Below are 20,265 nucleotides of genomic sequence, written 5' to 3' on the forward strand. Positions count from 1 at the left end.
AATTGGTTTAGTCGAAAACGGGGGCAGCTTAGGCGGTCCTCGTTTTTTTGTTTTATCGATATTTGTGGGTTGATTACTGATGCATAGCCTGTTTTTGTAAAAGCCAATTGCTAACTTTATAAACCGATTATGTGGCTTTTCAGACCTTTTGCCTTTTTTTGTTTGCTGGTATGTTGCAATGCCTATGCGCAATGCCCGCCTAATATTGGGTTTGAAGACAACTCGTTTACCGGTTGGACTACCTACGAAGGGCGTATCTTATCTAACGGCACACCGGATATTGCAATAAAGCCGCCCAACAAAACCTACCAGGAAATTATTAGTGCAAGTAATGCAGGTTTGGACAGATACGGGCATTTCCCAACCTTATGCCCTAATGGTAGCGGCCACTCGGTACGATTGGGTGATGACTACCCGGGAACAGCCGAGCGCCTTTCATACACTTATGATGTACCACCGGGTAACGCAACTGCACTAACGCTTAATTATGCCGTGGTATTGGCTAACCCGGCCGGGCATACCGATATACAGCAGGCAAGATTTACGCTAAAGCTGTTTGACGCTGTTACAAATCAACCTATTGCATGCCCCGGCTTTGATTTTATTGCACGCACCGTTGGTGCAGGTTTTATAAAAAGTGATGTTACAACAGGCCCGAATGTTGACGCGACTGTTTATTTCAAAAACTGGTCGACAGCGATTATCAACCTTGATGGCCTTCAGGGAAAAAAAATACGATTGGATTTTACCACAAGTGATTGCACCGAGACACTACACATTGGCTATGCTTACTTTGATATTGACGAAACATGCGGCAAAATAGGGGCGGTAAGCGGTAATGTTTTTTGCCAGGGTCAAACCAATCTTACTTTGCACGGCCCTTCGGGTTTTGATACTTATACCTGGTATCGTGGTACCGACGTCTCTCAGCCCCCGATAGCAACAGGGCAAAATTTGGTGGTACAAAACCCTGCTGACCAGGACGAGTATACCCTGGCTGCACGCTCAACCTATGGCCTGTGCCCCGAAAATATACTTATTAAGCTGGAACGAAAGCCAACACCTTTCATTTTTGACGTAGCCGACAAGCTTTATGGTTGCGCAGGCTCAAGTGTTGACCTTGCTAAGGCCATAAAAACGCCGGGACTTGCTTACAGTTACCATCGCGACAGCAACACGTTAGATTACCTGGCCTCGCCACATGCCATTACTAAGGCAGGAATATATTATATTAAAGGGGTAAGTAACCCGGAAGGATGTACAGATATAAAGTCTGTTGAGGTGATATTTTTGGATGCGCCGCCACTTACTATAACAACACCTAACCCGGTACAATACCCGACTACGGTTGATATTTCAACCACCCACAATGTGCAAAGCGGCGTGGGCTATACTTATTATCGGGACAGCAATGCTAATGAACCGGCTGATAAAATTATAACAACCAGCGGAATATATTACATAAAAGCTACTGCCGTTGCTACCGGCGGGCTTAGTTGCGCTGCTACTATTAAGCCTGTACAAATTACCATTACGCCACCGACACCTTATACTGTTGATGCACCCAACACCTTCACGCCCAATAACGACGGTATAAACGATGAATTTAACATAACTATAAGCGGCTACATCAGCTTTAGTAGTTTAAAGATATTCAACAGGTATGGCGTGCCTGTGTTCACCGCACGATCGGCCGGCGAGTATTGGAGGGGAACACAGGGAGGGAAGCAATTACCCGTAGGTACCTATTATTGGATATTTGAGGGTACTGATTCGTATTACAAAGTCCCCGTCCGTAAAGGCGGCCCGGTAACTATTTTGCGATAATGCCTTCTGTTGCTTAATATTTATCGATACTTAAATCCCGTTTATCGGTACATAAATTTCATTCTTGGTTTTTATCAAACTCAATTGTTAGATTTATACTTGCAATGAACCTTTTTTTTAAACTAGTTGTGTGTGTAATATTTTGTGGCTTTAGCTTTAGCTATGCGCAATGCCCGCCCAATATTGGTTTTGAAGACGGTAATCTGAGCAATTGGGAGTGTTATACCGGTATCGTTAACAGTAAAGGAGAAATAGAAGTTGACAAAACCAACTATACGTATAATACGCAAACACTTTTTAAAAAAGGAGATACAGGTACCGATACGTACGGACATTTCCCGGTTGTTTGCCCTAACGGAAGCGGCTACTCGTTAAGGTTAGGAAATGATGAATCGGGTCATCGTGCAGAGCGTATTTCCTATACCTACACCGTTCCGCCAGGCCAAACCATGACGCTTATATTAAATTACGCGGTTGTTTTGGCAAACCCTAATCATACCGCTATTGAGCAGCCGCGTTTTACGGCAAAAGTGTATAATGTTACAGATGATAAACCAATTGACTGCCCGGCTTTTGATTTTATAGCATCGTCCGGTCTCAATTTTAAAACCTCTGATGTGCCGGCACCCATACCAACAAATAACAGGGATGGAATGGTTTTATATAAAGAATGGACCGCAACTACCATAAACCTGGAAGGCTATGGTGGCAAAACTATCCGGCTTGAATTTACTACTAACGATTGTACGCACGAACAACATTTTGGTTATGCCTACCTGGATATTGATAACAGTTGCGGTAACGCTATCACCGGTTACAATTTTTGCTTAAATCAAACAGAAATAACTTTAGGCGGCCCCAATGGCTTTGCCAGTTATCAATGGTATAAGGGGCCGGATATATACGGCGAAAAGTTAGGTACCGGGCAAACCCAGAAAGTACGTTTCCCGGTCCGCAATACCAGCTACACCCTGGCTATTGAACCCTACCTGGGTTTGGGTTGTGTGGCTATTTTGCATACCACGCTTAACGAGTCGCCGGCGCCGTTTAATATGGTGGTTCATAACCCCGAGCCTGTGTGTGAGGGGTATGGAGCTAATTTAAAAGATCCGGCTGTTACGGCCGGGAGTGACCTGGATATTGATTATAGTTATCATACCGATCCCGTCACGCTGGATTACGTTTACGATCCCGAAAATGTAACTAAACCCGGTATATATTACATTAAAGGCACAAGCCGGGTAACAGGCTGCACTGACATTGCCAGCGTAGAGGTGAAATTTAAACCGTTGCCGCTAATGGATGCCATTCCGGGTAAGTCTGCCCAGTATCCCGGTACGGTTGACCTCACGATGCCAACAAGTTCCACCCTTGATTATTTTTATTATAAAGATGCTAACGCTAAGCAGCCGCTTACCGATCATGAAGCCATAAGTAAATCGGGCACTTATTATGTAGTTGGCGTTAGCAGAATAACGGGTTGTGGAAGCATCCCTCAACCCGTAAAAGTAAATATTACCCCGCCCGATCCCTTTGTGCTTACCATTCCAACAGCATTTACACCTAATAACGATGGTGTAAACGATATGCTTGACGTCAGCATAAAAGGTTTCCTGAGTTTTGGTAACCTTAAATTGTTTAACCGTTATGGTGCTTTGCTTTACACTACCTATCAGCAAAGCCAAAGCTGGACGGGAGTTTATAACGGCCGCCAACTACCGGTGGGTACTTATTACTGGATATTTGAAGGTACCGATATCTATTACAAAACCCTTGTGCGCAAAAGTGGTTCGGTAGCTATTTTAAGGTAACATGGGTTATGGAGCTTAGTAACAAATTAGCTTTTTTTAAAGTATTGAGGTGTAGGATACTTACCTTCAATTTTGATAATAACTGGTCATAATGTTTCATTTCGTTACAATATTTGTCGCTTTATGGCTTAGTTGCTGTAGCTCCATTATGGCACAATGCCCGCCTAATATTGGATTTGAGGCAGGCAGTTTTAATAACTGGCAATGTAAAATTGGTGAAGTGCGGCCGGACGGTTCGGTATTTGTGGTCGACTCACCTCCGTTTGAAGGCAGGCATACGCTATATAAAAAAGGTGACCAAAGGCTTGATAAGTATGGCCATTTTCCGGTGGTTTGCCCTAATGGTAGCGGCTATTCGGTAAGGTTAGGTAATGAGGATACACATCATCAGGCCGAGCGTATTTCATACGTATATAAAGTACCACCCGGGCAAAGAATGACGCTGGTTTTGAATTATGCGGTGGTATTAGCCGATCCGTCTTTGGCAGAACATTCTTATACAGATCTGCCTCGCTTTACAGCAACAATTTATAACGTTACAGATGATGCACCTATATATTGCCCGGCTTTTGATTTTATTCCGCTATCCGGAATAGGGTTTTCAAAATCAAATGTATATCCGCCGCGGGCGGATTTTGCCGTATTATACAGAGAGTGGTCGTCTGCTACCATAAACCTGGAAGGTTACGGTGGTAAAACCATAAAGCTTGAATTTACTACTAACGATTGCACATTTGACGCGCATTTTGGCTATGCATACCTTGATATTGAAGACGGTTGTAACGGTGCCGTATCAGGCACTACCTATTGCCCGGGGCAAAATGAAGCAACATTACGCGGGCCCGCGGGCTTTGCAAATTACAGATGGTTTAAAGGTACCGATACAACCGGTATAATTATAGGTAAAGAAAGAAATCTAAAAATAAATACGCCTGTAGATAACGACGTTTATACTGTAGTTTTTGATCCTTATTATGGTTTAGGATGTACGGGCTTTTTGCAGGCGACACTCAAACAATCTACAGAACCGTTTCAGTTTAATCTGCAGACCGAAAAGGTTGAATGTGCAGGCGTAGGTGTTAATTTGGAAGACCCGTTTTTAAAAGAGGGAAGCAGCCCCGGGCTTACCTACAGTTATCATACAAACCCCGTCACGTTAGATTATTTGTATTCGCCGGATAATGTCACTAAGCCCGGTATCTACTACATTAAAGCGGTAAGTGAAGCCGGTTGCACAGATATTAAGCCTATTGAAGTAAAGTTTAATCCCCTGCCTGAAATAGGCAATAACACGATCAAAACTGTTCAATACCCGGCTAGTGCGGATATAACTGTACCTAATACCGCAACTACAACATACTCGTATTTTAAAGATGCCGCCGCCAAAGTACCGCTTGATAACTACAGTGATATAAGCACCACTGGCACCTACTACATAGTAGGCCACAATTTAATAACCCAATGCAGTAGTTTAGCTATACCTGTAACTGTAAATATAAGTCCGCCCGACCCTTTTGTGTTAAACATACCAACCGCATTTACACCTAATGGCGATGGTGTAAACGATGTGCTGGATTTTGGTATAAAAGGTTTTTTGAGTTTTGGCAATATTAAAATATATAATAGGTATGGCGCGTTGCTTTATACCACCAGTCAGCAGGCGCTAAGCTGGGCCGGCACATCCAATGGCAAGCAACTGCCGGTAGGTACTTATTATTGGGTTTTTGAAGGCACAGATACCTATTACAAAACCCCTGTACGCAAAAGCGGATCGGTTGCTATTATACGGTAGTTTATCAATAACAATTCTAAATAACACATAGGGCTTGTAATAAATTGTATTCGCTGTACGTTTTGTACCTTTGTATCCTGAAATCAGAGGGATAAACCATAGATGAAAAAAAGTGCGATTTTTGGTCTTATCGTAATAGCCATAGCTATTGCGGTTATTATAAGTGTGTATTCTACTTCAAGTACTTACGGATCGTTTAAAGATGCTAAAAGTACCGAGAGCCAGCTGCAGGTTAAAGGCCAGTTGAATAAAGAGAAGCAACTGTACTATGATGCTACCAAGGATGCCAACTACTTTTCGTTTTACATGAAAGATAGTAACGGCGAGGAGTGCAAGGTAGTTTTTGCTGGCAGCAAACCGCAGGATTTTGAGCGCTCAGAACAAATTGTATTAACCGGCCAAATGGCAGGCAACGAGTTTCATGCCAGTAAGATACTGATGAAATGCCCGTCTAAATATACCCAGGATAAGGTTGAACTTACCGAGGTAAAAGCAAAACAAGCCAGCATATAACCTTTATACTTATTGAATGAATTTAGCATTTAAAGGCGAACACCTTTTGCCCGGCCAGTTAGGTCAATTTTTCGTTATTCTGGCATTTGGCTCGGCCTTGTTTTCTGCAATCAGCTATTATTTCGCTACTCAAAATAAACAGGATAATTCGTGGCAGCGCATGGCCCGTGTGGGCTTTTGGGCCAATACCATATCGGTTATTGGTATTGGTGTCTGCCTGTTCTATATCATCCTGAACCATCTTTTTGAATATTATTACGCCTGGGAGCACTCATCGCGCGCGCTGCCTATGCACTATATCATTTCCAGTTTTTGGGACGGGCAGGAGGGCAGCTTTTGGCTGTGGACCTTCTGGCAGGCCGTATTAGGTAATGTGCTTATATGGAAAGCCAAATCATGGGAACGCCCGGTAATGACGGTTGTTTCTCTATCACAGGCCCTGTTGGCTACCTTCCTGATAGGTGTGGAGATATTTGGCAGCCGTATAGGTTCGTCACCATTTATTTTGCTGCGCGATGCTATCGACCTGAAACTACAGGCCCCAATATTTGCTACCAATCCCGAGCTATACGCCAACTACCTTACCTACATTAAAGATGGTAACGGCATGAATCCATTGCTGCAAAACTACTGGATGGTGATACACCCGCCAACCCTTTTCCTGGGCTTTGGGTCAATGATCATTCCGTTTGCATACGCGGTTGCCGGTTTGTGGCAAAAACGTTATAAAGAGTGGGTAAACCCTGCCATATCATACGGCTTATTTGCCATGATGATATTGGGTACCGGTATTATAATGGGCGCGTTTTGGGCCTACGAGTCGCTTACGTTTGGTGGTTTCTGGGCCTGGGACCCGGTGGAGAATGCTTCTATCATTCCATGGCTGATATTGGTTGCGGCGGTTCACGTTATGATCGTTTTTAAAAACACCGGTCACTCGTACTTTACAGCTACCATATTGACGCTGATGAGCTTCGTGTTGGTGTTGTACGCGTCTTTCCTTACCCGTAGTGGTATTTTGGGCGATACTTCGGTACACGCTTTCGCCGGCTCGGGCATGACCTGGCACCTGGCTATTGATGTGCTTATATTCCTGGCCATTACCATAGGCCTGGTTGTATGGCGCTGGAAAGAATTACCGATCACCGAAAAAGACGAAGAAACCTATTCGCGCGAGTTCTGGATGTTTGTAGGCGCAACATTCCTGGTATTATCATGCTTCCATTTAGTGGTAGTATCATCAATCCCGGTATGGAACGCCATATTTGGTACCAAACTGGCTCCGCCTACCGATCCGATAAAACACTATAACATTATACAGGCCGGCTTTGCGGTTGTGGTAACCTTGTTAACCGCCGTAACCCAGTTCCTGAAATACAAAAAAACCGATGGTGGCAAGTTTTTGATCACTTCGGCAGTTTACATTGGTTTATCCTTATTAATAACCGGCGTATTTGCTTATGCAACCGGCGCGTATAAATTGAACACGGTGTTCCTGTTCGTAATGCTGTGCTCTATATACTCTATTTTTGCTAACGCGAAAGTATTGGGCGATGCCATGAAGGGCAAGTTTAAGCTGGCAGGTTCGGCGGTGGCGCATATTGGTTTCGGCCTGATGTTGGTTGGCGCAATTGTGGCAGCGGGTACCAACAAAGTAGTGTCGCAAAGCACAAGTGGCAAGCAATTTAATGAAGACTTTGTTAAAGGGAAAAACAACCCGAAAGAAAATATTACCGTGTACCAAAATACGCCTGTTAAATTGGATAAGTACACTGTAACTTATCTGGGTGACTCGATAGCACCGCCTAACCGTTACTTTAAAATGCTGTACCAGGTATTTGATGATAAAGGACAGGTTACCGAGCAGTTTATGCTGAAACCCAACGCGCAGGCTAACCGCAAAATGGGACTGATCTCATCGCCGGATACCCGTCACTACCTGATGACCGACCTGTACACACACATTAACATGTCAAACTCCATCAGCTACGATGATGCCAACCAGGCCGAAGGCCACGACGATGGTAGCGACGACGCTAAATACGAAACCCCGTTGGTTTACGAAGTGTCGCAAGGCGATACCATCCGTTTCCGCGAAGGTTATATTGTTATGGAGGGCATGAACAGGGTACAGGAGGTACAAAACATCCCGTTAACGGATAAGGACGTAGCTGTTGAAGCCAAAATGAAAGTAGTATCAAACGGCAAAACCTATGATGCCAGCCCGATATATATGATCAAAAACGGCAACGCTTTTGATTTTGCACACAAGGTTGACGAGGCAGGTATCAAACTACGTTTCACCAAGATCATCCCGGCTAATAACAAGGTTGAAATAACCCTGCTACAGCAACCGGCCAGCGCGCGTAAATACGTGGTGGTACGTGCTATACAGTTTCCGTATATCAATTTCCTGTGGGCAGGTACCATTATTATGGTGATAGGTACGCTGATGGCGATATTTAGAAGGAATAAGGAGTTGAAGTCGGTTTAAAACCATTTGAGCCCTTTCCGATAGAGAGGACTTTTTCTTTATTCAGGCTCTCTTACGTACTTTATCCCAATACTTACGAAGAACTTTTCCACAATATCAAACTTCTGAGTACAGTTTGTCCCGATGCGCAATTTTTCTGATTTTGATTTGTAATTGCCGCAACTAAAACAAATTTCTATATAATCATAGATGTTACCTTTTTTGTCGTAGAAAATTAGCGCATTCCTGGGGAGAAAGCAACCGCCATAACCAACGGAATTAAACCCCGGTTTGCGATAATTGGTATTGAAAATAATATTGGTCAGTTCGTTGATCTGCTGTTGTGTTAAGGTTACAGATTCTTTAATCGACTTGTAGTTCAGAACTCCGTTTTCTATATGTAAACCCAATTTCGACCTATCGATCGGTGGGGTTTTATTGACGGGCTTGTTGTTACTGTCAAGATAAATTTCTGCACTCGGGTCACCTTTGCCACCGGTTTCATATGATACAGCCAGTATTTTATCAGCTTTTGAAAAAGGATACTTTTTTAACCGCTGTTCTGTAGTGTATTGCTTAGTAAAAACACAATCATCGTCGGTTTCTTTGTGAGCTTTCATTAACTGCGCCAACGTAGTTTTCTTTTTAGCAGGCACTCTTTTAAATTGTGCTAAAGTTAAGTTAGTTATTAGCAGTAACGATAGTATAAGGATTGTTTGTTTAGATAGAGACATAACTTGTATTTGATATTCCTAATATAGGTAATTATCAATTGCGGCGTGCGGTAGTGGTAACATAGAAAGGTAGACCATATTATCATAGTCCGAGAAATTGCTTGATGTGAAAAGTTAGCCGTATAATTGCACTATGAGCGCCGATATTAATTCAACCTACGAACGCATAGAAATACCCCTAAGCAAAATAAAGCTAGCCGTAACGCTTGTTGGCGCTGTGCTTTTTGTTGCTGCGGGCATTTGGTTTGTGATGAATCCGGAGGCTGTTGCCCAGTCGGCCCATAGGCAGCGGCCTGTGGGTTTTATAATTGGTTTGGGTGTGGCTTCGATATTGCTTTTTGGCACTATAGCGGTTTTTGTGGCGATAAGGTTGTTTGACAAGAGGCCGGGAATGATCATTGACAACAAAGGAATCCTGATCAATAACATGGCTTCCGGCGCTTTTATAGCCTGGGACGAGATCAGCGGTTTAGGCGAGCGCAGGGTAAAAAGTACCCGCTTCCTGATGGTTTACCTGCATGATCCGGAAACCTTCATCCAAAAAGAAACCAAGTATTTTAAGCGAATACTGATGAATGTTAATTATAAGGCCTACAATTCGCCGGTAAGCATAACCGCTAACGGTTTGAAATGTAAGTTTGATGAGCTGTATTCATTGATTGACCGTAAGCTAAATAAATAGGCTATGCGTATTACCATCATAGGATCGGGCAATGTTGCCACCCATTTGGCTGCCGCTTTTAAAAACGCGGGGCACAGCATTGTGCAGGTATACAGCCGCGATATGCAGAACGCGGCCCTATTGGCCTACCATGTAAAAGCTGAGCCCATTGATGATCTGCAACAAATTAACCCGGAGACGGATGTATTTGTTATTGCTGTTAAGGATGATGTGATCGGCATAGTTGCCGAACAATTAGCCGTTCATCAAAAACTGATTGTGCATACTTCGGGCGCTACAGATATGTTTGCATTGACAGCGTTTACAGATCATGCCGGTGTTTTTTATCCGCTGCAAACCTTTAGTAAGGTTAAAGAGCTTAACTTTCGTACGGTGCCCTTGTGCATTGAGGGTGCCGATGAAAGCATCACCAGGCAGTTGGAAGAACTGGCCCGAAGCATCAGCAACAATGTGAACAGGGTAACATCCGCGCAGCGCAAAACTTTACATTTGGCAGCGGTGTTTGCCTGTAACTTCCCTAACTATTTATACCACATCGCGCAGCAAATTGTTAATGATGATAAACTGGACTTTGATCTGCTGCGCCCCCTGATACTGGAAACCGCCCAGAAGGTAATGGAACGCCAACCCGCCGATGTGCAAACCGGCCCGGCAGTACGTAATGATGAAACTACCATGAATAACCATTTAAGTTTACTGGCCGATAAGCCTGCTTTACAGGAGATTTACAAAATGTTAAGTCAGGGTATTATCAAAATGGATAATGAGAGGGGCGGGGATAAGTAATTTTATTACTTTTGCCCAAATGAATATTTTTAAAGTAAAGATAAACTTCGAGGAAAAAGATCACGAAACGGTTGTGCTTGACATAGCCGAAGGTGAATCGGTACTTGATGTTTGCATGGAGCATGGCATAGAGTTGCAGCACAACTGCGGCGGTGTATGCGGTTGCAGCACCTGCCATATATATGTTAATAAAGGCGAAGACAACGTTCAGGAAATATCTGACAAGGAAGAAGACTTTATTGATCGCGCCGTTAACCCGCGCATAAACTCGCGCCTGGGTTGCCAATGCGTAATGATTGATGGTGATATTGAAGTAACCCTGCCGGATCAGTCGCAGTTTTTAGGACACTAATAAACGTATAACACACAATAAATGAAAGACGATAAATTTGCGCTTCCATACTCATGGGGCGATTATGAAGATATTGCCATGTCGCTTTATGAAAAATTTGGCGATGATTTTACGGAGTCGAAAATTTACCGCATACGCTTTACCGACCTGCTGGAGTGGGTATTAAGCCTGCCAAATTTTGAAGGCACCCGCGAACAAGCCAACGAAGGACACCTGGAGCAGATACAATCTGCCTGGGTTTATGAGTGGCGCGATAACCAATAGTATTTGCTGATGGATAACTTTTTAAGCAAACTAAACGATATTACCACCTTTATATTTGATGTAGACGGTGTGTTAACTGATGGCTCGGTATTTATAAACGAGAACGGTGAGCAAAGTCGCGCTTTTAATATTAAGGATGGTTATGCCCTGCAATTGGCTGTAAAATGTGGTTATAACGTGTGTGCCATATCAGGCAGCCGTTCAAAAACCGCTATACACCGTTTAAATGGTTTAGGTATAAAAGATGTTTTTATTGGCGCCCACATTAAGGTTGACAAACTAAAACACTACCTGGAATCAAAACACATTAAAACCACCAACGTGCTATACATGGGCGACGATATACCCGACCTGGGTGCTATGAAAATGGTAGGCTTACCCGTTTGCCCTGCGGACGCGGTAGAAGAGATCAAAGCCGTTAGCGAATACGTATCGCCATGCCCGGGCGGCCGCGGCGCCGCGCGCGATGTTATTGAAAAAGTAATGAAGGTGCAGGATAAATGGATGAGCAAAGAAGCTTATAGCTGGTAGATTATAACCAGAACTGATATAGAAAAGCCCCGGATGTTTTACGTCCGGGGCTTTTCTATTTTATTTGTTTTGTGAATGTTCCCATGGCTGTTCGCCCGAAAACTTTTCTGCAAACCTGTTTGCGGCGGCTTTGGCATTTTCTATCCATTCGGGCGCCTGCTCTTTCAAATCGTCAAGCTTGGTACGACCGCTTGCATCCGGTTTAGTGAAGTATTTATACGCGCCGTATGCGGCTGCTCCAATAATTGCTGTTCTGAGTAATCCCATTGTGTTGATGTTTTATATTAGGTGATTATTATTTAATTATAAGATATCAAAATGCTTGCCATGTTACAAAATATTTGTTGCTAAGTATGGCCCGGCTTTTGAATACGTGTAATTAGCAAAACATATTACTATGAATTTCGACAACAAAGCTATACTTGAAAAGGCAAATACCGCCGTTATAGCCGGCGACAATGAGGGCTTCCTGGCATACTGCACCAATGATACCGTTTGGACATTTATTGGCGAGCAAACCTTGAAAGGCAAAGAAGCCGTTAGACAATATATGGCCAAAGCTTATATCGAGCCACCAAAATTTGATATTGAACATTTGGTTTCCGAAGGCGAGTACCTGACAGCGATAGGTAAGATCAGCATGAAAAACGAAGAAGGCAAAATGATAGGCTATGAGTACTGCGACGTTTGGCGTTTTCGCGATGGTAAGCTGCATGAACTAAAAGCGTTTGTTATCGAAAGTAAATCCGCTTAATAATCATTTTGTTCTATTGGTTTTATAAACAAATCTCTGTATTTTTAATATACATCCAAACGGCATTCCCCTTGTGTCGCTTACCTAAACAACATTATGAGCCAGCTAGCGGAAAATACACCTATAAGTCCGGCGAACGGGGCAAGCCTTACGCCCAGTTTGAACGAGCAATTGCAGAGTATAGCCAATGCCATTAGCTTGAATTTAGATACTATTAAAGGTCCCGGCCTGATGGATGGTAAGCTGGGTGCCTGCCTGTTTTACTATCAATATGGAGCGTACGCTAAAAGTCAATATTATACAGACCAGGCTTCGGCAGTGCTGGATGAGTTGTTTGAGGCTATCGGCGATGATACACCGCTAAGTTTCGACAACGGTTTAGCAGGTATTGCCTGGGCATCTGAATACCTGGTAAATCACAAATTTGTTGATGCCGACACCAACGATATTTTAAGTGATCTGGACGATACCATTTTTGCCCACTATAGCCAACTAGGTCCTGATCAGTATCAGGAGTTGTTGAATATCGTTCCTTACATTATTGCGCGCCTGCAAAACGCAATGATAGCGGCGCATCAGGTGCAATATCTTAACCTGGTTAACCTGGCACAACATACCCATGGCATCATCCATCACCTATTAAGTGCCGATAGTCCCATTAATTTGCAGCCGGTTGATGTAAATTCCATCTTATTTTTTATTCAGGAGACGCAGAAAATGAAATTGTTTGAGGCCGCTTACGTGCAGTTTTATAATATGTACATCGGAAAACTCATCAATAATTTTAATGGCAGCAGTTATCCGTATACGGTTTATAGCTTTTTGAAATTGCTGTTTACTTATGATCAAACGCCACGTTCAAATGCTTTGCCCGAACAGCTATTTAACCATTGGCGAACTTACCTTGATCGTTTTGAGCTGGATGTCGCTACACAACCTCCATTATTGATAGCTAACCTTATTCCCTTAGCTGCCACATACCTTTTCACTCCCGGTATTGCGGTAATGAACGATATAGACGGCGCATTTATTAAACTGGCGGAAGGCAAATTTAAAGACGACGCATTTTGGACCGCCCGCCTGCAGAACTTGCCAGGCATGAAAGCAGACCTGAAAGGCTTAGCCGGATTAGGTTTAGGCACTTTGATCTTAGCCGGGCATCAACTGTAATGAGCGGATTCTCGTACGATTATCTGATAGTAGGCTCGGGCCTGTTTGGCGCGGTGTTCGCGCATGAGGTGCATAAAGCAGGCAAACGCTGTTTGGTTATCGACAAGCGCAAGCAGTTGGGCGGTAATGTGTACTGCGATAATATTGCGGGCATTAATGTGCATACCTATGGCGCCCATATTTTTCATACCAATGATGAGGCTGTATGGAACTATGTAAATCAGTTTACCCGGTTTAATAACTACATCAATTCGCCCATAGCTAATTATAACGGCGAGCTATACAACCTGCCTTTTAACATGAATACCTTTTACCAGTTGTGGAAGGTTAAAACTCCGCAAGAGGCACAACAAAAAATCGCCGATCAGGTAGCCCAACTAAACATCGGCGAACCCCAAAACCTGGAAGAGCAAGCCCTGAAACTAGTAGGCCCTGACATCTACCAAAAACTCATTAAACACTACACCGAGAAGCAGTGGGGGATGAAGGCTACAGAGTTGCCCGCGTTTATCATCAAGCGCTTGCCGTTACGCTTCACGTTTAATAACAATTATTTTAATGATAAATACCAGGGTATCCCGATTGGTGGTTATAACCAAATTATTAATGGCTTGTTAGATGGGATAGAGACCAAAACAGGCATCGATTTTTTTGCTGATCGCGACGCCTTATCCGCTTTAGCGCAAAAAATAGTGTTTACAGGTAGGATAGATGAGTATTTTGATTATGAATTTGGCGAACTGGTTTACCGTAGCCTGCGCTTCGAGCACGAGGTGTTAAATACTAACAACTACCAGGGCAATGCCGTTATGAATTATTGCGACCCGAAAACACCCTTTACCCGTGTCATTGAGCACAAACATTTTGAGTTTGGCCAGCAGGAGCAAACGGTCATCAGCCGTGAATACCCGGCCAATGGCGTAAAAGGGGCCGAACCGTATTACCCGGTAAATAACACCGAAAACAATGCCCGCTACCAAAAGTATAAGGCGAAGGCAGCCAACCAACCTAACCTAATATGTGGTGGCCGCCTCGCCGAATATTGTTATTACGATATGCACCAGGTTGTAGCCTCGGCGCTTCACAAAGCAAAAAAAGAACTAGGCTGTCAGGCCGTTTGATATTCCTTTTCTGCAACTGTTTTTTTATTGGCGATGACCTTGTTGAAAAACGCGATAAGCGATGGTAAATTCTCATCAAACGTAAATGCCATGCGGTGTTTCCAGGCATTTTCACTCAGTCGTTTTAACTCTTTTTTGTTTTTAAGCTGATCGCATAGCGCTTCAAAGCTTTTGAACATGATGCCGATATCAAATTTTGCCAACAGATTTTGTGTAGCTACAATGTGCCCGGTATTATCTGCCTGTATCATAGGTACTCCGGCGGATATCAATGTGGCTATACGGGCGGGTATGTTCAGGTCATCCCAATGGGCATCCGTCAGTTCGCCTTCATTATCGCTTTTGTAATAGTGTAGCCAACCGGCATCATACTGCGAAAACTCTTTCACCCAATCTTTAGGGAAGCAGTTATCATGGATATGGATATAACCCGGGGCAGCTTTCTTAGCATCTTCTATCCATTTTTTCCAAACCTCCTGGTACATACCGTAAAAGTGAATGTGTATTTTCTCTTTGGCTAAAATGGCCACATCCGTAGGCAATATGCCCATGGGGCGGCCGGCTAATACGGTATGTATCTCGCCATCTTTGGTTGATAGCAGGGGAGAGCGGTCATCGGTAAACCAATCGCGTTTAGGCAGGTCGCCATCCAAAATAAAGCTATTTTGGTGGTTTATGGGGGTGTAATTATTAAACCAGTCGCGTGTTTCTTCATTAATAAATATTTGCCCGTCGGATAAACGGTAAAGGTCTATCAACTCATCCCAATGCCCATAGGCCGAGGCAAATGTAGTGCCCTCTTTAAAATGCCATACAAAAGGTATCCCGGTTTGGGCCATTAATATTTGATGCGCCCACTTTATACTGCCATGATTAAGCAATGCATAGATTACATCCGGTTTGATGGCTTCAACTTCGTTCTGCCAGTTGTCAGGATCGATGTTTACCACATTGCCGAAGGGCAGGGGACCAACCGTGTTCGAGAAATCAGGCCGTGGCATCCATAAACCGTAAAGTTTATGCCCTTGTTCTTCAAAAGCAATAACGCGTTCGGCATTATAAGCCAGTTCGCCCACTAGTAATATTTTAAGGCCAGTATGCTCATGCTGCTCGCGTTTCAAAAATTTGCCATAAGTAGCAAACTCATCAATAAGCGGGCCGCCACCTTTATACTGAAATTTTAGCGGTTCGGGAACATTGTAGTAAGAGCGGTACAGGTTAATGTCACCGCCATAATATTGGTTAATTAATTTATGATGCTGGTTGGGGTGGCTTATCCATTCGCAGGTTATTTTGCCTGTCGGGATAAAAATACCTTTGCCCATTAGCTTGCGCCAAAAAATACGATACAGGTCATCGGTCACCAGTTCCGGGCGTTCTGTCCATCGCTCAGCAGTTTTTTTATGCATTACTTGTACCAATTGCAAATGCAGGTTTTCTATTTGCCCCATTCGGCGCGAGTGTTTTTGTGTGGGCGGAGATTTTGGTTCACGATATTTAATGCCCGAATAAGCCAGCATGCTTTCAGTTTCGCTGTTTAAGGTTTGTAGCAGGGTTTCCAGGTGGGTGGGTTGATAGTAATCATCGGCAGGTAAATAGGCAACTAGGTTGTGGCTTGCCAGGCCTATGCCAATATTAAGGCAGGCACCGAGGCCAAGGTTGCGTTCGTTTTCGTAATAGCGTATGCGTTCATCAGCCAGCAGATCTTTTACTACAGCTAAGGTATCGTCGGTAGATCCGTCGTTGATGATAACGAGCTCCCAATGGGTATATGTTTGCCTGAGCAGACTGGTAATGGCCCACCTGATAAATGAACTGTAATTATAAGTTGGCATTATTACGGTGATGCCTTTGCTGGCGCTGATGATTTCCATACAATGCGTTATTTTAATATTTTAGTTTTGAATAAACTTACCGAGCTGAATATGCGCTCGCCAACGGACTTGTTTTGTAAAAATACCTCGGCACTGCCCTGCATATCGGGCGCATAGGTAAGTTGCTCGCCTCTGTCTGTTTTAAATTGGGGTGGTAACTGTACCATGGCTCGCACCGAATTTTGCTGCGATAATCCGTCTACGGCAATTACTTTTCCCACCAATTGCCCATGCTCATTGGCCGGATAGCTATCTAAATTTATTTTAACCTGTTGTCCTGCCTTTACCTGCGCACCCGCGGCTTTTGCCAGTATTAAGTTTGCGGTAAATACCTGATCGCCTCCAGGCTTAACCACAAAAACTACATCGCCGTTGTTAAGCTGTGTATTTTGCTGAAGAGGTTTGGTGAAGCTTAGCTTACCGTTTACCGGCGATACCAAGAGGTTGTGTTTTTCCCACTGGGCTATGTCGGTTTTTATACGGGCCAGCGCTTCATCCAGCGTGGCCAGTTTATACTCCTGGTTCCCGCTTTGGTATTTCGTCTGCAGCACCGTCTTCCTGAAATTAAGGAACTCCAACTGGAAAGTACCCAGGTTATGCAGGCTAATGTTACCCGGTATCTTTTTCAGATCCGGCGTAGCCGAAGTCAGAACATCATCTGTCGATGCTACGTAAGCTTTCAGCTGTGTTACATTGTTATACATATCATCATCTGCTAACACAGCCAATACCTGCCCGCTTTTTACTTCGGCGCCATCGGTAGCCAGAAGTTGTTGCAGGCTCCCGCTTGATCCTGCGCGTATAAATGCCGGCGGGTTTGATGAGTTGATGCTCGCCTTTGCCGTTACGGTATCAGGGTATTTTATCAGAAAGCTAAGGCTTAACGCTATGATAATGGTGCCCAATAGTGCGGCGGCCCCGTAACGTATAATGCTGGCCGGTGGCCGGGCCATCAGGTCCTGCACGTCGTCGCTATACAGCTCAATTTTATCCAGGTCGGTTTTGTTTTCCATATCAGTTTCCTAATTCAAGCTGGTTTTTGACTAAACTGTAATACTCGCCTTTTAATTTGGTGAGCTGGGCGTGTGTGCCCTGTTCAATAATGCGGCCCTTGTCCATTACCACAATATTGTCGGCATTTTTAACAGTGCTTAGGCGGTGTGCAACAATAACTACCGTTTTTCCTTTAAAAAACTGGTTAAGGTTATCCATAATTACCTTTTCATTATTGGCATCAAGGGCGTTGGTGGCTTCGTCAAAAAATATGTATTGCGGGTCTTTATAAATGGCGCGGGCTATCAGCAGGCGCTGCTTTTGCCCCTGGCTAACACCTATGCCAGAGCCGCCTATCCGAGTGTTATACCGCAGCGCCAGCGATTCGATAAAATCTTTAATATTGGCTACGTTAACCGCGTGCAGGAGTTTCTTTTTATCTATGGTTTCATCGCTTATGGCTATGTTATTAGCTATCGTGTCCGAGAATATGTAGCCGTCTTGCATAACAGTGCCGGTATTTTGCCGCCAAAGCTTAACGTCTATCTGGCTAAGCGCCACATCGCCAATACTGATGTTGCCGGCCGTGGGTTTATAAAAACCTAGCAGCATTTTTAACAGCGTAGTTTTGCCGCTGCCGCTAACGCCAACTATGGCCGTAATTTTATTTTGCGGGATGGTAAGGTCGATATTATTCAATACCAGCGGAGCGCTTGGTCCCTCGTAGGTAAAGGTCAGGTTTTTAAGGTTGATGTCTTTGTTATCGGGTAGGGTGGTTATGGTATCTTCGGTATACTGGTCCTCGGCATCTTCGGTTTTGATCTCGTCCAAACGCTCCAGGCTTATTTTAGCATCCTGCCATGATTGTATAAAGCCTATAAACTGCTCGATAGGTGAGTTTAACTGGCCGATAATATACTGGATAGAAAAAAGCATACCCAGCGTAAGATTACCGTGTATAACCGCGCTGGCGGTAAAAAAAGTAATGGTGAAGTTTTTAGCACTGTTAATAAGCAGCGCGCCGCCCTGCTGGTATTGGTTTAGCATGAGGGTTTTAACACTGGTTTTAAATATGCGCACCTGTATGCGTTCCCATTCCCACCGCTTTTGTTTTTCGCAGTTGTTAAGCTTTATTTCCTGCATGCCGTTCACTAACTCGATCATGTTGCTTTGGTTGCCCGAGTTTTGCGCGAAGCGACGATTATCCAACTCGCGGCGGTAGCGTAAAAACAACCTGATCCACAATATATAAACCGTGCTTCCCGCCAGGAAAACCAGGAAAACCGTAGCATTATAATACAGCATTACGCAACTGAAAACAATAAAATTACCCACCGCGAAGAAGATGCTGATAGAGGTAGAGGTAAGAAAATTTTGTATACGGCTGTTATCGCCAACGCGCTGCATAATATCGCCCACCAGCTTACTATCAAAAAAAGACAGCGGCATCCGCATTAACCGACTTAAAAAATCCGTTATCAGCATAATATCCAGCCGGGTGGTAAGGTGCAGCATTATCCAGCTTTGTATGTAGCTTACTGATGTTTGGCCTAGCGTTAAAGCTATTTGGGCGATGAGTACCAGTGTTAAAAAATTCAGATCTTTATAATTGATACCCTTATCAATTAATGATTGCGACAGGAAAGGCAGTAGCAATTGCAGCAAGCTTGACGCCACAAAGCACAACACCAGCTGTAAAATAAGCTTTTTAAAAGGTTTGAGGTATTGCATTAATCCAAATATGCTACGGCTTTGGGGCTTGTCTTCCTCCTGGGTATAAAATTCGGGTGTAGGTTCAAGCGCCAGGCAGTGGCCAATCTCGTCGCCTTCGCGTATGGTACTTATCCATGCTTTTTTAAAATCATCAATTGGGTATGCTGTTTTACCGCTGGATGGGTCGGCAACGTATATTTTGGTGGCTGTGGTTTTGTATACCACCACAAAGTGGGTTTGTTTCCAGTGCACAATGCAGGGCAGGGGCATTTCGTCTTTAAACTTATCAATACCCATACGCACGCCCAGTGTGCGGAAGCCGATATTTTCGGCAGCATCGCTCAGCGCCAGCATAGACGCGCCACCCCGCGAAAGGGCAGATCGCTCTTTTAAATACTTTGCGGTATACTTCTTTCCGTAATAAGCAGCTACCATCCTTATACAGGTTGGCCCGCAGTCGGCACCGTCTAATTGCTTATAAATTGGAAAGCTCTTCATTATTAAGGGTAGTCTCGTTTGATCAGTTAACAGAAAGGCAAAAACCACTACCGCTAAAGGCGATAGTGGTTTTTGTAAGCAAAATTAATCTACACACATTGCGCTGTTGGTGTTGTAGTAGCCCTGCGTCGAGCAATATGATTCTTCTTCGCCATTACAGGCACCGCCGGTACAGCCATAGCCTAACAGATTAAGTTCATAATCATAACAGGCAATTTTGTAGCCGATATACATGTAGCCGTTAATGTATATCTCGCAGCTGCCGTAGCCACCTTTAAGGGTGCGCAATTCGTCTTTTTGCAAAACGTTTTCTGCACTTTTTTTCAGTGCATTTAGCGTTAATTTTTTCATGATATAAAATTTAAGGTTTACAGGGT

Annotated in this window: 19 protein-coding genes; 13 read left to right on the plus strand and 6 right to left on the minus strand. The window is 43.9% G+C overall.

Annotated elements, in window-relative coordinates; translation table 11 throughout:
- The first annotated feature begins 129 nt into the window (after nucleotides 1-129).
- The 5 genes from AC59JT_RS05910 to ccsA all read left to right on the plus strand — a co-directional run bounded on the left by AC59JT_RS05910 (nucleotide 130) and on the right by ccsA (nucleotide 8,437).
- The gene (locus tag AC59JT_RS05910; protein ID WP_497396739.1) at nucleotides 130-1,827 is read left to right on the plus strand and encodes a T9SS type B sorting domain-containing protein; all 1,698 of its coding nucleotides are present in this window, start codon (nucleotides 130-132) and stop codon (nucleotides 1,825-1,827) included.
- Between the two features lie 104 nt (nucleotides 1,828-1,931).
- A complete protein-coding gene (locus tag AC59JT_RS05915; RefSeq protein WP_497396742.1) occupies nucleotides 1,932-3,638 on the plus strand; it encodes a T9SS type B sorting domain-containing protein in 1,707 nt (568 codons plus the stop codon).
- 148 nt (nucleotides 3,639-3,786) lie between these two features.
- The gene (locus AC59JT_RS05920; protein ID WP_497396744.1) at nucleotides 3,787-5,430 is read left to right on the plus strand and encodes a T9SS type B sorting domain-containing protein; all 1,644 of its coding nucleotides are present in this window, start codon (nucleotides 3,787-3,789) and stop codon (nucleotides 5,428-5,430) included.
- A 102-nt stretch (nucleotides 5,431-5,532) separates the two neighbouring features.
- Nucleotides 5,533-5,943, plus strand: coding sequence for a cytochrome c maturation protein CcmE domain-containing protein (locus tag AC59JT_RS05925; RefSeq protein WP_497396746.1), 411 nt, complete (start codon nucleotides 5,533-5,535; stop codon nucleotides 5,941-5,943).
- Nucleotides 5,944-5,959: 16 nt separating this feature from the next.
- Complete coding sequence (ccsA, locus tag AC59JT_RS05930; RefSeq protein WP_497396748.1) at nucleotides 5,960-8,437, plus strand: cytochrome c biogenesis protein CcsA; 2,478 nt, start codon at nucleotides 5,960-5,962, stop codon at nucleotides 8,435-8,437.
- A gap of 38 nt (nucleotides 8,438-8,475) precedes the next feature.
- On the opposite strand, the gene AC59JT_RS05935 is transcribed toward ccsA, so the two are convergent.
- Nucleotides 8,476-9,072: a hypothetical protein gene (locus AC59JT_RS05935; protein WP_497396750.1), complete on the minus strand. Its 597-nt coding sequence runs from the start codon at nucleotides 9,070-9,072 to the stop codon at nucleotides 8,476-8,478.
- 211 nt (nucleotides 9,073-9,283) lie between these two features.
- Here AC59JT_RS05935 and AC59JT_RS05940 point away from each other — a divergent pair, with 211 nt between their 5' ends.
- Genes AC59JT_RS05940 through AC59JT_RS05960 form a run of 5 tightly spaced genes read left to right on the plus strand, consistent with a single transcriptional unit; the run spans nucleotide 9,284 to nucleotide 11,765 of the window.
- Nucleotides 9,284-9,832 carry an STM3941 family protein gene (locus AC59JT_RS05940; RefSeq protein ID WP_497396752.1) on the plus strand — a complete coding sequence of 183 codons (549 nt, stop codon included), beginning with the start codon at nucleotides 9,284-9,286 and terminating at the stop codon, nucleotides 9,830-9,832.
- A 3-nt stretch (nucleotides 9,833-9,835) separates the two neighbouring features.
- Complete coding sequence (locus AC59JT_RS05945; RefSeq protein ID WP_497396754.1) at nucleotides 9,836-10,618, plus strand: Rossmann-like and DUF2520 domain-containing protein; 783 nt, start codon at nucleotides 9,836-9,838, stop codon at nucleotides 10,616-10,618.
- 19 nt (nucleotides 10,619-10,637) lie between these two features.
- Entirely contained in the window at nucleotides 10,638-10,970 is a 333-nt protein-coding gene (locus AC59JT_RS05950) for a 2Fe-2S iron-sulfur cluster-binding protein (RefSeq protein ID WP_497396756.1), read from the plus strand.
- Nucleotides 10,971-10,991: 21 nt separating this feature from the next.
- A complete protein-coding gene (gene iscX, locus AC59JT_RS05955) occupies nucleotides 10,992-11,234 on the plus strand; it encodes a Fe-S cluster assembly protein IscX (protein ID WP_497396758.1) in 243 nt (80 codons plus the stop codon).
- Nucleotides 11,235-11,243: 9 nt separating this feature from the next.
- Nucleotides 11,244-11,765, plus strand: a complete 522-nt coding sequence (locus AC59JT_RS05960; protein WP_497396760.1) for a KdsC family phosphatase — start codon at nucleotides 11,244-11,246, stop codon at nucleotides 11,763-11,765.
- 60 nt (nucleotides 11,766-11,825) lie between these two features.
- Here AC59JT_RS05960 and AC59JT_RS05965 read toward each other — a convergent pair whose 3' ends face one another.
- A complete protein-coding gene (locus tag AC59JT_RS05965; protein ID WP_497396763.1) occupies nucleotides 11,826-12,032 on the minus strand; it encodes a YtxH domain-containing protein in 207 nt (68 codons plus the stop codon).
- 130 nt (nucleotides 12,033-12,162) lie between these two features.
- On the opposite strand from AC59JT_RS05965, the gene AC59JT_RS05970 reads away from it, so the two are divergent.
- The 3 genes from AC59JT_RS05970 (at nucleotide 12,163) to glf (ending at nucleotide 14,810) form a co-directional block, all read left to right on the plus strand.
- Nucleotides 12,163-12,519: a nuclear transport factor 2 family protein gene (locus AC59JT_RS05970; protein WP_497396765.1), complete on the plus strand. Its 357-nt coding sequence runs from the start codon at nucleotides 12,163-12,165 to the stop codon at nucleotides 12,517-12,519.
- Nucleotides 12,520-12,615: 96 nt separating this feature from the next.
- Nucleotides 12,616-13,689: a glycoside hydrolase family protein gene (locus tag AC59JT_RS05975; RefSeq protein WP_497396767.1), complete on the plus strand. Its 1,074-nt coding sequence runs from the start codon at nucleotides 12,616-12,618 to the stop codon at nucleotides 13,687-13,689.
- On the plus strand, nucleotides 13,689-14,810 hold the full coding sequence (gene glf / locus AC59JT_RS05980) for a UDP-galactopyranose mutase (protein WP_497396769.1): 1,122 nt from the start codon (nucleotides 13,689-13,691) through the stop codon (nucleotides 14,808-14,810). The genes AC59JT_RS05975 and glf overlap by 1 nt, the downstream gene beginning before the upstream one ends.
- Here the strand turns inward: glf and AC59JT_RS05985 are convergent.
- The 4 genes from AC59JT_RS05985 to AC59JT_RS06000 form a co-directional block, all read right to left on the minus strand.
- Nucleotides 14,798-16,684 carry a glycosyltransferase gene (locus AC59JT_RS05985; protein WP_497396771.1) on the minus strand — a complete coding sequence of 629 codons (1,887 nt, stop codon included), beginning with the start codon at nucleotides 16,682-16,684 and terminating at the stop codon, nucleotides 14,798-14,800. The two genes, glf and AC59JT_RS05985, sit on opposite strands and share 13 nt — an antisense overlap.
- An 8-nt stretch (nucleotides 16,685-16,692) precedes the next feature.
- Entirely contained in the window at nucleotides 16,693-17,697 is a 1,005-nt protein-coding gene (locus AC59JT_RS05990; RefSeq protein ID WP_497396773.1) for an efflux RND transporter periplasmic adaptor subunit, read from the minus strand.
- A gap of 1 nt (nucleotide 17,698) precedes the next feature.
- A complete protein-coding gene (locus AC59JT_RS05995; protein WP_497396775.1) occupies nucleotides 17,699-19,888 on the minus strand; it encodes a peptidase domain-containing ABC transporter in 2,190 nt (729 codons plus the stop codon).
- A gap of 84 nt (nucleotides 19,889-19,972) precedes the next feature.
- Entirely contained in the window at nucleotides 19,973-20,239 is a 267-nt protein-coding gene (locus AC59JT_RS06000) for a hypothetical protein (RefSeq protein ID WP_497396777.1), read from the minus strand.
- Between the last annotated feature and the right edge of the window lie 26 nt (nucleotides 20,240-20,265).

Source organism: Mucilaginibacter sp. A3364 (genome assembly GCF_059690715.1).